Source organism: Herpetosiphon giganteus (assembly GCF_016907925.1).
Taxonomy (GTDB): domain Bacteria; phylum Chloroflexota; class Chloroflexia; order Chloroflexales; family Herpetosiphonaceae; genus Herpetosiphon; species Herpetosiphon giganteus.
Genome location: NZ_JAFBCZ010000023.1, coordinates 36,441 through 50,698, shown reverse-complemented (window position 1 = coordinate 50,698; position 14,258 = coordinate 36,441). Strand labels below are relative to the sequence as shown.

Genomic DNA, 14,258 nt, shown 5'->3' with positions numbered 1-14,258 from the left:
ATTTCTATGGTAAGCTATGGATTCTGAACGATAACCCTTTATCTATAGCCTATTGCCCATAGCCTATAGCCTACGATCATGCTACCAATTGCCAATTTTGATTATCATTTACCGCCAGAACGGATCGCCCAAACCCCGGTTGAGCCACGCGATCACTCGCGCTTGTTGGTGCTCGATCGCGCCACCGGCCAGCTTGAGCACCGCCATTTTTATGAGATTGGGCGCTATTTGCGACCTGGAGATCTGTTGGTTGCCAACGATAGCCGCGTCTTGCCAGCCCGTTTGTATGGCCAAAAAGCTAGCGGTGGCAAAACCGAGTTGCTGCTGCTCAAACAACGCGATCCTCAACGCTGGGAAGCGCTGATCAAAGGCAAAGTTGCAATTGGCACACGCTTGATCATGACTGGCCATAGCGGCGCACAGGCCGAAGCAGTGGTCGAAGCGTTGCTCGAAAGTGGCAGCCGGATTGTCTGCTTTGATCAGCCAATTAATCAGCGTTTGCCAGAACTTGGCTCAATGCCAACCCCGCCCTACATCACGGCCCCGCTGAGCGATCCAGAGCGTTATCAAACGGTGTATAGCGCTCAAGCAGGCTCGGCAGCAGCCCCAACCGCTGGCTTACACTGGACACCAGCGCTGATCGAGCAGGTTAAAGCCCAAGGCGTTGGTTGGGCGAGCGTTACGCTGCACGTTGGCTTAGATACGTTTCGGCCTGTGCAAACCGAAAATGCGCTCGATCATCAAATTCACAGCGAATGGTATGAGCTTTCGGCAGAAACCGCCCAAGCAATCAACGCAACTCGCGCCGCAGGCGGGCGAATTATCACGGTCGGCACAACCAGCACGCGGGTGGTCGAAACCGTAGCGCAAGCCCAAGGGATACATTTGGATGCTGGCGAAATTCAGCCAGCTTCGGGCTGGAGCAATATCTACATCTACCCGCCATATGAGTATCGGGTGGTGAATAGTTTAATTACCAATTTCCACCTGCCCAAATCAACCTTATTGCTCTTGGTAAGCGCCTTAGCCAGCCGCGAACAGATTATGCACGCCTATGCAGAGGCGGTTGAACGCGAATATCGCTTCTTCTCGTTTGGCGATGCCATGTTAATTCTCTAACCGTTGAGCCACGAAGGACACGAAGAGCACAAAGTAATTGTTTCTTCGTGTCCTTCGTGGATAAAATTAACTAACTATTTTTCTGTGCTTGATAGGCATCCCACAGTATTTGCGGATCTTCTGCATAGAGCATTAGATAGCCACAATTGCCACATACAGCGCATTTTGCCCATGTATCAACTGGTTTTTTCAGCAATAAGGCATCAGGTTTGCTGTAAACCGTCACCATCAGTTGCTTATAAGGGCTGTTCATCTCATGTAATCTTGCATTCGGAATAAGTTTGTCGGATTGACAGCTTGGACAATGAGTTAAGTGCATCTTCTACTCCCTTCGCCCAAAAGTAGGTTTAGCGATTGAAAACTGGCTGCATCAGATCAATTTCTGGCATTGTAATCGGCACGCTGACTTGTAGCGTATTCAAGTCTAGGATACGCAGCGCAGTATGAAAAGTTTGCTCATCGTAGGTCGTAAAGGCAATCCGCTGATCAAGCCACTGCGGATCGAAGGCATTGGCTTGGAGTAACTTGGCTTCACTGCCATCCCGCTTGATAGTATAAATTGTGTTGCCAGCAATATCGCCGCCCACAATCGCGCTCTCAAAAAACACATACACCAGTTGCTGGCTATCAGGCGACCAACTTGGATTTTGGGCGCGGCCCCGGGCTTTGGTCAATTGTTGCAAGGCTTGGCCATCAGGCTGAATCACATATAATTCGCGGCCTGATGATTCTTCATCGCTAAATCCACGTGATGAACTAAATGCAATCACGCTGCCATCAGGCGACCAACTTGGCATGCCATCGTGGGCTGGATCGTTGGTGAGTTGCAACAAATTACTGCCATCGCGATTGACGCGATAAATCTCATCGTTGCCCGAACGATTGGATTGAAAGACCAACTGCTGGCCGTCAGGCGACCAACTTGGGCTTTGATCGTCGCCCGCTTCGCTGGTGACTTGCACTAAATTGCTGCCATCAACGGAACTAATATAAATGTTGAACCCATCGCTATCTTGCACTGCAAACGCCAATTCGTTGCCAGCAGGCGAGAACGCGGGGTCCATTGCCCGTGGAAAATCAGGATTGAGTGGTTTCGCTTCGCTCCCATCAAGCGCTGCCAACATAATGGTCATTTGGTTCGGCTGATTGGTCACAAATACCAAACGTGGCCCAACCTCACCGATTGTCGGTGTCGCGACGGCAGCAAGGGTGGCGGTCGGCTGGCTGGTTGGTTGATTGGTTGGAGCGGTGGTTGGCTCGGTGGTCGTGTTCGCACAACCAGCCAAGCTAGCAATTAACCCAAATAATGCTAAGCTACGAATACGTGACATACATCCCTCATACACATCTGAATCCATTTTGATCAAAGGTACAATATGCGCATTTTTGTTACACAACCCAATCAACTTGATTTAATCTTCGATGGTCAGGCGTTTGGCTATCCCGCCGATTTGAATCCGGTGCAATTGCAGGCTGCGGCGTTGGTTGGCTGCACTGCCGCCGTGATGGAGCGCTACGCAGAAACCGCCGAGCTTGATTTGACTGGCACGAGCTTGATTATTCGTTGGAGTTTTGGCAGCGAGCCACGCCGGATCGATCGCTATGCAATTGAGGTCAGTTTGCCAGCAGCATTAACCGAAGTACGCCAGGCAGCGGTGTTGCGAGCGGCCCAGCATTGCACAGTCCACGCCACGTTGGAGCATCCGCCACTCATCGAGATTCGCCAAGTTTAATCCACAAAGGATGTAACCGCGAAGATCGCGAAGTTAGATTTTTTAGCCAAAGATTGGCACAGATTGATCAGATTGATTTCTCGCCAGCTAATAGCCCAAAGCCAAGAGCCTCATCCTTCATCCTTCATCCTTCGGTCGCTCTGCGCCTCTGGGTTAAACATGTGATCCTCGAAGCGCACGAAGGACAGAACCGATCCCCAGCCCCTGACACCCGACACCTCAGACAACAAAAAGGGCTTCCTCAAGCATAATCCTTGAGCAAGCCCAGCCTTCAAACTAGCATTGAAACTACGTTATTTGAGTTCGAAGATAACCTGAACTTCGATAACTTGGCTTTGTTGGCCAGCTTGGATTGGCGCGCCACTGCCAGCGGCCATATCGCGTGATTGCTCAAAGGCAACAGGATAGGTTACTGGGGTAACGGTTTCGCTAATGACCAACACTTCGCCAACTTGGGCGTTGCTCACAGCAGCGTATTGTTCGGCGCGCAATTGAGCATCTTTGATTGCTGCTTGGCGAGCTGCTTCCAATGATTTAGCTGGGTCAGCAACATCGAAGCTCAAGCCTGAGATATTGTTTGCACCAACTTCCACTACTTTATCCAACAAGCCGCCAGCATCGCTAACCGAAACTTTGACCCGCACACTGTTGATCACATCGTAGCCCTTCAACACCGGCGTGTTGCCTGAGTAATCGTAGCTTGGTGAGATGTTCAAGTTGGTGGTTTGAATATCGGCTTCGGCAATGCCTGCGGCCTTCAATTGTTCGAGCAAGGCATTCATTTTGGCGTTGTTATCGCTCAAAGCACTTTTGGCATCTGCTGCGGTGGTGTTCACACCAATCGTCACATAGGCAATGTCGGGAGTAACTTTAACTTCGCCGCGCCCAGTAACCGAAATCCGTTTGCGGCTCTCGGTATCGGTTTGAGCAGCACTGCCACGGGGCAAAATCACCAATGAGGCAATTCCAAACCCAACAATCAACAACAGTGCCAATGACCAACCAATGATTGAATTTCGCGTGTTCATTATCCATTCCTCATAGTAGCAAGTGAATTAAGTAAACGCTCTAAGCAGGGTTCAGCACCATTCCGGATTGGGCTAAGCATTGCTTATTTGGTTTCTGTATACTCAACGCCAGCGGCGTGCAATTTGTTCCCGCAAGCTTTTGATATAATTATTTGGTGATTTTGCCGCAACCCGCGTGAGCATTCTAAGGAGTTGACGATGATCGATTTGCGCAGCGATACCGTAACCAAGCCCAGTTTGGCCATGCGTGAGGCCATGCATCATGCCGAAGTTGGCGACGATGTGTTTGGCGATGATCCAACGGTCAATCAATTGCAGCGCTATGCCGCCGAGGTGGTGGGCAAAGAGGCGGCGATCTTTGTGCCAAGCGGCACGATGGGCAATTTGGCGGCGCTTTTGGCCCATGCCGGGCGCGGGCAAGAACTGTTGCTTGGCGACGAATCGCATATTTATCATTATGAGGCGGGCGGCGCTTCGGCCTTGGGTGGCTTGGTGTTTCATCCCATTCCAACCAACGCCCAAGGGGAGCTAGATTTGGCGGCGCTGAATCTGGCAGTGCGACCTGCCTACGATGCCCATGCAGCCCAAGCAGGCGTGGTGTGTTTGGAAAATAGCCACAATCGCTGTGGTGGCACGGTGCTTTCACTAGAGTATTTGGCCAACGTGTGCCAATGGGCCAGCAGCCAAGGCTTGCCAGTGCATATGGATGGTGCACGGGTGTTCAATGCGGCGGTAGCGCTGGGCGTGCCAGCAAGCGCCATTACCCAGCACGTCGATAGCGTGCAATTCTGCTTATCCAAGGGCTTGGGTGCGCCAATTGGCTCGCTGGTGGCTGGCTCAGCGGAGTTTATCAAAAAGGTACATCGCTGGCGAAAAATGCTGGGCGGCGGAATGCGCCAAGTTGGCGTGGTTGCCGCAGCAGGTTTGATTGCGCTCAACGAGGGCCGCGAACGCTTGATTGATGACCATGTGAATGCCAAAATGTTGGCCGAAGCGCTAAGCCAATTGCCCCAAATCGAGCTAGATTTGGCTTCGGTGCAAACCAACATTATTGTGTTTGGCTTACGCGATAGCAGCTTTACACCTGAACAATTGACCGAACGCTTACGTCAAGCTGGGGTGTTGATCGTGCCATTCAAAGGCCGTTTGCGCGCCGTGACCCACGTTGATGTTAATCGCGACCAATGTGCCGAAGCGGCCAGCATTATTGCCGACGTGTTGCAAAACGCATAATCCCGTTACAAATTTTGCACATGCGCGCCCTGTGCCTCGTGTATCCTATACGGTATCAATAATCGCAACTAGACAAGGATATTGGGCGATGAGCGAAATAGCAAATAAACTGGCACATGTCCGGGCAGCAATTGCCCGCTATAAATATGGCGCTGTGCGTTTGCGTGGCGTAGATTGGTTTGCTTGGGCCACTGCTGGCCTCGATAACGTAGTTATTTTGACCGCTGAAACGGGAATTGCCGAGGTCGTGATTACCGCCGATCAGGCATTTATCGTCACCGATTCAGTTGAAGTTGATCGCTTGCGCGACCAAGGCATCCCGCCTGAATATCAACTTTGGGCCAGTAACTGGGCCACGCCAGAGCAGCGCAACCAAGCAGTGCGCGAATGGAGCAACGCAACTTTGGTGGCCTCAGATCGTCCGGCTCAAGGCGAGGTTGCGCTACCGCCCGCGTTAATCGCCGCCAAATTGCGCTTAGTGCCCGAGGAAATCGCGCGCTATCAGGCGCTTGGCCGCACCACTGCCCAAATTATGACCAAGGTGCTCAGCGCCGCCAAGCCCGATTGGACTGAATTTCAATTGGCGGGAGCCGCCGCTGCTGAGCTTTGGAGCCATGGCATTCATCCAGCCTTGACCTTGGTTGGCGGCGAACGGCGCTTGCCCTTGTATGGTCACTTGCCTGCAACTCACGAGCCACTCGGCCAACGTGCAATGCTGGTAGTTTGTGCTCGCCAAGCTGGTTTGTATGCCAATGTCAGCCGCTATGTGCATTTTCGGCCCGAAACCGCCGCCGAGCGCGCAAACTACGAACAGGTAATTGCCATCGAAGCAGAAATCATCGCGGCGGCCCAAATTGGCAGCACGGTTGGCTCGGTTTACGAAGCAGCAGTTGCAGCCTATAGCCAACGTGGCGTGGTTGAACAAATGCAGCGTTTGCACCAAGGCGGCACAACTGGCTATCAATCACGCGAAGTTGTAGCCCGCCCAGGTGAGCCAACAATTATCGAAGCTAACACCGCTATGGCATGGAACCCCAGTTTGGCTGGGGTAAAAATCGAAGATACCATTCTGCGAACAGCCACTGGGGTCGAAGTACTCTCGGTTGATCCTGCTTGGCCAAGTGTGGAATATGCAGGGCTACGCCGAGCATTACCCTTAGTCATTTAGGAGCAACCCAATGAATCTCAGTGATACACCACATCGTCGTTACAACCCACTTACTGATGAATGGGTCTTAGTTTCGCCACATCGCACCGCCCGCCCATGGCAGGGTCAAGTCGAAAAAGTCATTCCTGATCAGCGCCCAGCTTTTGATCCGGCATGTTATTTGTGCCCTGGCGTAACCCGAGCCAATGGCGAGATCAATCCTACCTATGCCAATACCTTCGTTTTTCCCAACGATTTTGCGGCCTTGCTGCCTGATAGTCCCAGCGCAACGCTTGATGATGGCCTGTTTCAAGCCCACAGCGAGCGTGGCATCTGTCGGGTGATCTGCTTCTCGCCACGCCACGATCTCACCTTGGCCGAAATGGAGATTCCCGATATTCGTTTGGTCGTCGATTTATGGGCTAGCCAATTTAGCGAACTAGCAGCCATCGATTGGATCAAGCATGTCGAGATTTTCGAAAATCGTGGCGCAGCGATGGGCGCGAGCAATCCGCACCCGCACGGCCAAATTTGGGCCAACGAAAGTATTCCAACAATTGTAGCCAGCGAGCAGCGCAGCCAAAAAGCCTATTTTGCCCAACATCAACGACCACTCCTTCTTGATTATGTCGAGCAGGAATTAGAGCGGAATGAACGGGTGGTGTATGCCAACGAGCATTGGGCAGCAGTTGTGCCATTTTGGGCAGTTTGGCCCTATGAAACCATGCTCTTGCCACGCCGCGTGGTCAGCACCTTGGCCGAATTAAGCGATGCTGAACGCGATAGCCTCGCCGATTTGCTCAGCCATACATTAATTCGCTACGATAATCTCTTTCAGACCTCGTTTCCCTATACCTTTGGCTGGCACAATGCACCTTGCGATGGCGAGGATTATGCCCATCACGTGGTCCATGCGCATATCTATCCGCCATTATTGCGCTCGGCCACGGTGCGCAAATTTATGGTTGGCTACGAGATGTTGGCCCAAGCCCAGCGCGATTTGACTGCTGAAACCGCCGCCCAACGCTTACGCGATTTGCCCAGCCTGCATTGGGCTAAGGTCGATTAAGCGATTAACTAAAAAAGCCGCGCTCTTGTGCAGAGCGCGGCTTTTTCTTTAATTGCTAAATCGAAATCCAGCCGCCATCGTTTTCGTCGGAGCGATGGGCTGCATCGAGCAAGGTTTGGGTCAGTAAGCCATCAGCAAACGTTGCTGCTTGGGCCAAGGCATCGTGCTGGCCACGGCTGTAGGCCTTCAAGGCATGGCCAAGATAGACCGTTCCCACCGGAAAGTTACCGCTGATCTCGCTGGGAATTGCCACGGTGTGGGCGGGCGTGCGCTCCTGCCATTCGCCATCGCGCTCGGCGTGCCACAAGCGTGCACCTTCAATTTTGATTGCCCCATGTTCGCCGTGAATAATCATGCGATCGTTTTCATTCAGCGCTGCCACGCCGCTAATCATCACTGAAGCAAAGCCGCCGTTGACCAAGCGCACTTGGGCGGTTGCAAAATCATCGCTGGTAACTGGCAAGAGCTGATCATCAAGCGGACGTTCGCCAACAAAGGTGTGCAAGCTTGCCCGAATCGAGCTAAAATCGCCACACAGCCAGCGCAGCATATCAATTTGATGTGAGCCAATTGCGCCCCACGCGCCACCAGCTTGCTCTTTATCGCTCCACCAATTCCAAGGTCGTTGTGGGTCGGCGCGCGATGAGAAGATCACGCTGCTATTGACATGGCGAATCTGACCAATCGCATTATCGTTAATCAAAGCCCGCGCCATTTGAAAAATTGGCAAAAAACGCAATTCATGATCGATCAAACTCAATTGCTCAGGATGAGCTTGGGCCGCTTCGAGCATAGTTTGCGCTTCAAGTTGGTTGAGCGCGGTTGGTTTTTCGCACAACACATGCTTGCCAGCCTGCAAGGCGGCCACGCTCATTTCGCAGTGGGTACCAGGCGGAGTCACAATCGAAATCAAATCGGCATCGCTGCTCAGCAGATCGCGCCAGTTTTCAACAGCTTCAACCTCTAAATTGGCAGCTTCGCGCTGAGTTTTTTCATAATTCTGGGCGGCGATACCCACGATTTTCAGCCCAGCCGAACGAAAGGCTGGCACCTGAACACGAGCACCCCAACCGGTGCCAATAATTGCAATCTTCATTAAACCTCCCTTGGAGCGCAATGCAAGGCTAGCGTGCGTCGAGTTGCGCAAGGCTTTGCTCGATTTCCTGACGCGGCAAGCCCAATTGCTCAAGGCTTGCATCATTGTTAGTGAGCAATTGATGATACCACGCCTGAGCATCGCTACATGCGGCTTCGGCAAATTCGGTGGCCTCAAGCCACTGCCAGAGATGATCATCGGCGTTGGGATAATCACCAACTGCTGCATAGACGCGCCAAGCATCATCAAGAGTTGCAGGCTCTAGCTCGTAATTGCTCAATTCGGCAAGCCCAGCGCTGGCTGCTTCGCGCACTTCGGGCGGAATCTTCTGGCCCGAACGCACCAAGGCTCCATAGAGCAGCAAGGCCCGATCAAAACGCCGATAGGCTTCATCGATCATACCTTGTTCTTGGAAGCATTGGCCTTCGGCAACATGCAAGGCAGCCAGCACCGCACAACGATCAATATCGATCGTATCTTCATATTGAATGAGCTTGAGCAAATCTTCATCGGGTAGCAAATCGATGAAATGGCTATTGGTATCGAATAAATCGCGATAGGCGGTATTAATGGTTGCTTGGGCTTCTTCGACCGAGCCAGCCTCGCGCAAACGCACAATCTTGCGCCAAATCAGGCCAAATTGTTCGATCAGCCGAAAAATATAGTCTCGCATACATCCTCAAAAAACAGCGCAGTTCGAGGTTTTAGCCCAAACTGCGCTCACGATTTAGCCTAATTGCTTGATTAACTCATTCGGATCGTTGGTTGGCAATTTACAAGCCCGCCGCACACAAACATAGGCCGTGGCCTGTTGGTTGAGCAAGGGTCGCTCGGCCAACAGCGGAATCAGGCTTTGGGCCGCTTGATCATCAGGCTTGCAGGCCGCCACAACTTTGTTGGGCTGGTAGTTGCGGTAGGTTGCTTGCAACAAAGCCTTGAATTGAGGATCAGATGGATCGCCAATTAATGCAACTTCGCGTGGCTCGGCCAAAGCAAAATCGGCGGCAGCCAGCAAGCGCCCAAATGCACCAGGTAACTGAATCAACGCGCCGCTCAAATTGGACAACACAGTTCCAGCGTATTGGCGATATTCATAGCGATCAAGCAGGGTTGCCAACCGCAGCAACACATCGACAGCCACCGAATTACCGGCTGGCGTGGCGTTGTCGTAGAGGTCGCGAGGCCGCGTGATCAATTGTTCGTGATCGCTGGCTGTGTCGAAGAAACTGCGTTGCTCTTCATCCCAGAAGCGCTCGGTCATGCTTTCGGCCAATTCAATCGCCACCTGCAACCAGCGCAAATCAAACGTTGCCTCATACAAGGCAATCATGCCATCGGCGACACACGCATAATCTTCGAGGTAGCCTTTGAATTTAGCTTGACCATCTTTGTAGGAGCGATACAACTGGCCGTTTTGATAGAGCTTGCTGGTGATAAATTCTGCATTGCGAATTGCTGCCGCGCGATATTCCTCGTTGTCGAGCACATTGGCGGCGAAGGCCAAACTGCGCAACATCATGCCATTCCACGAAGCCAACATTTTCTCATCGCGGCCTGGGCGAATACGGGTATTGCGCTGGGCCAAGAGCGTGGCGCGAATCGCAGCGATGCGCTGGGCCAAATCTTCCTCGCTAATGCTCAGCTCTTTGGCAACCACGCTTGGCTCTTGCGGCACATACAAAATCGCGTGGCCTTCGAAATTGCCTTCTGGCTGAATATTCCAATACAATTGGGCTAGCGCTGCATCTTCAGGGCTAAGCAATTGCTGAATCTCGGCCAAGCTCCAAACGTAGAACTTGCCTTCTTCGCCTTCGCTATCAGCATCTTCTGCTGCGTAAAAACCACCATCGGGGCTGGTCATGTCGCGCAAAATATAGCCAATGTTTTCCTCAGCAATGCGGCGATAAAACGGCTCGTGGGTGGCTTGATAGGTTTCGAGATACAGCTGAGTGAGCAACGCATTGTCGTAGAGCATCTTCTCGAAGTGCGGTACCAACCACTGGGCATCGACCGAATAGCGGGCAAAACCGCCGCCAAGTTGATCGTACATGCCGCCATTGGCCATTGCTTGCAAGGTTTGGGTCACTTGATTAAGTGCATCTTCATCCTCGCTGCGCAGCCAAGTGCGCAAGACCATGCCAAAAATCAAGGCTTGGGGAAATTTGGGCGCGCCGCCATAGCCACCAAAACGACTATCGAATTGGCTCATTTGGCGTTGAGCAGCAACATTCAACTGGCTTTTGCTGAGCTTAACTTTTTCGAGATCAAAGCTCAAAATATCTTGCAAATGCTCGCGCATCTGTTCGGCACTATGAAACACCTCTTCGCGGCGGTCGCGATAGGCTTCGGCCACGCTATGCAAGACTTGTTGAAACGATGGCATATTGTGACGCGGCTCTGGCGGGAAGTAGGTTCCGCCATAAAACGGTGCGCCATCGGGCGTTAAAAAGACCGTCATCGGCCAGCCGCCGTGGCGGGTCATGGCTTGCACAGCGGCCATATATAACGAATCAATATCAGGCCGCTCCTCGCGATCAACCTTGATATTGACAAACAATTCATTCATCACCGCGGCGGTCGCTGGGTCTTCAAACGATTCATGGGCCATCACATGGCACCAATGGCAGGCACTATAACCCACGCTTAATAAAATTGGCTTATCATCTTGTTTGGCGCGTTGCAAGGCTTCTTCGCCCCACGCATACCAATCGACGGGGTTTTCGGCGTGTTGCAACAAGTAGGGGCTAGTTTCATGAATTAAACGATTTGCCATAACGGCTCCTTAACTAAGCTATGAGTAGTATATAGCAGGTCTAGCGCCGAGGAGATTAATGGAACGCTAACTTTCGCTGCTGATTGGAACAAGCCCAATGCTTGCATTCAGCCCAACATAGAGTGTTCGCTCACTCCAACTCCCGTCCAACGGTCGGTTTCCGTCGCATACCACCAATCCGCAGGTTCATCAACGAATGTGGTTCGGTCGCGGATTGTCCTTGAGGGGGTGCAGGGGGATTAAAGCCCCCTGCGTTTCCCGCTGGCGGGACGGAAGGGTGGAACATCCTATGAAAAAAGCCAACCCTTGCGAGAGGCTAAGGGAATCAGCATAACTAAATGCCAATTAATGGAGAATTTGAATGGACGAACATGCCTTGCCTGATCCAATGTTGCTCACCTGGATGGGCAGTTATACCCACGCCGATTTGGAGCATGTGACCCGTGCGACCCAGCTTTTACACCATTTAGCGCCATTTCGCAGCCTAAGCGAGGCCGCAGTAATTGGGCGTTGGTTCACATGGCTTTTGATGATTGAACATCACACATTAACCTACCTTGATTTGAATATTGAGCAAGCGCAGCGCTATTGGCGGGGATTACGGGCAGTAGCCGAAAACCGTTCGGCAGGCACATCGGTGCTTGGCCAAGCCTTAGGCGATTTCGTGGGCAATTTGCCGCGCTTACCAGCCTTCAGCAGCGGCGATTTGATGTTGGTGAGTGTGGCGATTGGGCATACGCTCGATGGTTTGGCCTGGCGCTACACTTGGCAAAGCCAACACAGCGAGCCAGCAGCTAGCTCGTTGCTGGATGCAATGGGGCGTTCGAGTGGCATCTATACAGCCTTGACCTTGTTGAGTGCCTTGCGTGGTTGGCGCTTATCCGAGGTGTTGATGCAGCATCCTGCGCGGCGCTGCATGAAAGTGGTCGAGGCGGTTGCAGGCAGTTTGCGCCTCCAACCAACCTCGGCATTGCCAGATAATTTATGGCAAGCGCTGGAGCAAGCCTTTGCGCCGCTCGATAAACAATGGGCTGATTATCGGCAGACTAGCGGCTTGCTCTTGCAGCGCTATCAAACATGGCTCGCCAGCGAACAGGCTACTGCCGACGCAAGCGTTGAGTAAGTGTCTGATAAAAATGGGCTTGCGGATAAACATGGGCAAAGCGACAAATTTCTTCTGCCCGCGTCACCTCAATCTGATCATCAGGCTCGATCGGAAACGACCACTGGCCATCAAGGCTAATAATCGTCGGATGATGACGGGCCAACGTCCAAGTAATTTTGGTTGCTGGCGGCAGCACCAGCGCTGGCAAGCTGGTTAAGTGGCCAGCCACTGTCACCAACAACAACGCATCGGAGCGCGGGTCGAGCACCGGCCCGCCTGCGGCTAAGGCATAGGCAGTCGAACCAGTTGCGGTTGAAACCAAGACTCCATCAGCACGATAGCTGGTCAGCGGCATGTCGTCGATCGCAACTGAAACATGGACGACGCGCGCTACATCACGCCGCGAAAGCAACACCTCGTTCAAGGCCAAATCGTTGTAGATTTCTTGGCCTTGGCGCAACACCCGCGCCCGCACCAAGGTACGATGATCGTACCAACCGCCGCCGTTGAGCAGCACCTCAAGCCCTTCAAAAACCGATTCTTCGGTTACTTCGGCCATAAAGCTCAGGTGGCCCATCGCCACGCCCAAAATTGGCATATTGTGGGTGATACCAACCCGTGCAGCGCGCAGCACCGTGCCATCGCCGCCAAGCGCCAACAACAATTCGCAGGGTGCGACCAACTCTGGCTCATCGCGGGCACTTTGCGATGTGCCTAGCCACACACTTACCCCCCGTTCGCCTAACCAAGCCGCGATTCGTTCCCCTGCTTGGGCTGTTGCAGGCACAAGGGGATTGTATAAAACGCCAATCGTTTGCATAGCGCCTCCTGTGGTGGCCATTCTGCGCTGCATCATAACACACTCACTAGGCCGCTCGCTATTTGGCTTGTTGGCTCACCACCCATTTCACCGCATCAATCACAAGCTCTGGCTGATCAAGATGAATATAATGGCCACTGTGTTCAGCAATCTGCTGCTGGCTATTGCTCGAAAGCTGGGTCAATTCGTGTTGCAATTCATCCCAAACTTGTTCAAATTCCTCAGTCATTGCTGGCTCGGCCATACCACGGGTGAGCACAACCAATGGCAGGTCGTTGAGCGATTGCGGCGCTTGGGCCTGATTTAGATCTTGCTGCACTGCTTGCAACGCTGCGGCAAGCGATTCACAGGTGGCATTTTGATAGGAACTGGCGCTAATCGAAGCTTGATTTGCTGCTGGCAGCTTGGCATAGGTCGCTTGCGATTGGTCAAATAGCCCAATGCCGCGAATAATTCCAAAAGGAGCAACCGCATCACAGACCAGCATCGACTGACGCATTAATTCAAAGGGATCATTGGCAAGCTTGGGCTGGCGTTGTTGCTGTTGTTCGTGCGATGAATCGACCAGCACCAAACCAACCACATCGGCAGGGTAGCGTTGGGCATAGTCGCGGATATACAAACCGCCAGCGGAATGACCAACCAACACATACGGCCCTGAAATTTTGGCTTGATTGAGCAGTTCGTGCAAAGTTTGGGCAATCGAGCCACTATCGGCCTTGCCTGCGACAGCCTCGCTCCAACCCATGCCAACCCGATCGTAGGCACAAACCCGATAGCTTTCGGCCAATGCAGGTTGAACCAAGCCCCAAACATCGGCGTTATCACCTAAACCTGCTTCGAGCACGATGGTTGGGCTGCCACTCCCCACACAAACGAGGCGCATCGCATGGCCATTGACCATAATTTGCTGCTCGGCAGGCAAAAAGCGTTGGCGATCACGCTGGCTGGCCCAGCGTTGAAAAAACCAGCCCCCAATCAGCAACCCAACAAGCAAGAGGCCAATCCAGCGCATCCAGCGCCCAATCCGCCGTAACAGCGAACGTTTTGGTTGTGTATTCATCGGCTATTCCTTAAATCAAAAGATATAGCCTAACTATAGCCAAGCCAGCGCCAAACCATAGGTTAATCAGGG

Annotated in this window: 14 protein-coding genes; 6 read left to right on the top strand and 8 right to left on the bottom strand. The window is 52.7% G+C overall.

What is annotated here, in order from left to right:
* Positions 1-78 precede the first annotated feature (78 nt).
* Complete coding sequence (gene queA / locus JOD20_RS18845) at positions 79-1,119, top strand: tRNA preQ1(34) S-adenosylmethionine ribosyltransferase-isomerase QueA (RefSeq protein ID WP_204756760.1); 1,041 nt, start codon at positions 79-81, stop codon at positions 1,117-1,119.
* A gap of 70 nt (positions 1,120-1,189) precedes the next feature.
* On the opposite strand, the gene JOD20_RS18840 is transcribed toward queA, so the two are convergent.
* Positions 1,190-1,438, bottom strand: coding sequence for a hypothetical protein (locus tag JOD20_RS18840; protein WP_204756759.1), 249 nt, complete (start codon positions 1,436-1,438; stop codon positions 1,190-1,192).
* A 28-nt stretch (positions 1,439-1,466) separates the two neighbouring features.
* Positions 1,467-2,450, bottom strand: coding sequence for a TolB family protein (locus JOD20_RS18835; RefSeq protein ID WP_204756758.1), 984 nt, complete (start codon positions 2,448-2,450; stop codon positions 1,467-1,469).
* A gap of 45 nt (positions 2,451-2,495) precedes the next feature.
* Between JOD20_RS18835 and JOD20_RS18830 the strand changes: the two genes are divergently transcribed.
* The gene (locus JOD20_RS18830) at positions 2,496-2,852 is read left to right on the top strand and encodes an OsmC family protein (protein WP_204756757.1); all 357 of its coding nucleotides are present in this window, start codon (positions 2,496-2,498) and stop codon (positions 2,850-2,852) included.
* A 293-nt stretch (positions 2,853-3,145) separates the two neighbouring features.
* On the opposite strand, the gene JOD20_RS18825 is transcribed toward JOD20_RS18830, so the two are convergent.
* On the bottom strand, positions 3,146-3,880 hold the full coding sequence (locus tag JOD20_RS18825; protein WP_204756756.1) for an SIMPL domain-containing protein: 735 nt from the start codon (positions 3,878-3,880) through the stop codon (positions 3,146-3,148).
* A gap of 198 nt (positions 3,881-4,078) precedes the next feature.
* On the opposite strand from JOD20_RS18825, the gene ltaE reads away from it, so the two are divergent.
* The 3 genes from ltaE (at position 4,079) to JOD20_RS18810 (ending at position 7,329) form a co-directional block, all read left to right on the top strand.
* Complete coding sequence (gene ltaE, locus JOD20_RS18820; protein ID WP_204756755.1) at positions 4,079-5,113, top strand: low-specificity L-threonine aldolase; 1,035 nt, start codon at positions 4,079-4,081, stop codon at positions 5,111-5,113.
* Between the two features lie 88 nt (positions 5,114-5,201).
* Entirely contained in the window at positions 5,202-6,281 is a 1,080-nt protein-coding gene (locus tag JOD20_RS18815) for a M24 family metallopeptidase (RefSeq protein WP_204756754.1), read from the top strand.
* 10 nt (positions 6,282-6,291) lie between these two features.
* Positions 6,292-7,329, top strand: a complete 1,038-nt coding sequence (locus tag JOD20_RS18810; protein WP_204756753.1) for a UDP-glucose--hexose-1-phosphate uridylyltransferase — start codon at positions 6,292-6,294, stop codon at positions 7,327-7,329.
* Between the two features lie 55 nt (positions 7,330-7,384).
* Here JOD20_RS18810 and JOD20_RS18805 read toward each other — a convergent pair whose 3' ends face one another.
* Genes JOD20_RS18805 through JOD20_RS18795 form a run of 3 tightly spaced genes read right to left on the bottom strand, consistent with a single transcriptional unit; the run spans position 7,385 to position 11,198 of the window.
* Positions 7,385-8,425, bottom strand: a complete 1,041-nt coding sequence (locus JOD20_RS18805) for a Gfo/Idh/MocA family protein (protein ID WP_204756752.1) — start codon at positions 8,423-8,425, stop codon at positions 7,385-7,387.
* A gap of 28 nt (positions 8,426-8,453) precedes the next feature.
* The gene (locus JOD20_RS18800) at positions 8,454-9,098 is read right to left on the bottom strand and encodes a DUF6483 family protein (protein ID WP_204756751.1); all 645 of its coding nucleotides are present in this window, start codon (positions 9,096-9,098) and stop codon (positions 8,454-8,456) included.
* A 54-nt stretch (positions 9,099-9,152) separates the two neighbouring features.
* Positions 9,153-11,198, bottom strand: coding sequence for a thioredoxin domain-containing protein (locus JOD20_RS18795; RefSeq protein ID WP_204756750.1), 2,046 nt, complete (start codon positions 11,196-11,198; stop codon positions 9,153-9,155).
* A 361-nt stretch (positions 11,199-11,559) separates the two neighbouring features.
* Between JOD20_RS18795 and JOD20_RS18790 the strand changes: the two genes are divergently transcribed.
* Positions 11,560-12,321: a hypothetical protein gene (locus JOD20_RS18790; RefSeq protein ID WP_204756749.1), complete on the top strand. Its 762-nt coding sequence runs from the start codon at positions 11,560-11,562 to the stop codon at positions 12,319-12,321.
* Here the strand turns inward: JOD20_RS18790 and JOD20_RS18785 are convergent.
* Together JOD20_RS18785 and JOD20_RS18780 are read right to left on the bottom strand one after the other, a co-directional pair.
* A complete protein-coding gene (locus tag JOD20_RS18785; RefSeq protein WP_204756748.1) occupies positions 12,296-13,123 on the bottom strand; it encodes an NAD(+)/NADH kinase in 828 nt (275 codons plus the stop codon). The two genes, JOD20_RS18790 and JOD20_RS18785, sit on opposite strands and share 26 nt — an antisense overlap.
* A 58-nt stretch (positions 13,124-13,181) precedes the next feature.
* Positions 13,182-14,186, bottom strand: coding sequence for an alpha/beta fold hydrolase (locus JOD20_RS18780; RefSeq protein ID WP_204756747.1), 1,005 nt, complete (start codon positions 14,184-14,186; stop codon positions 13,182-13,184).
* Positions 14,187-14,258: the final 72 nt, after the last annotated feature.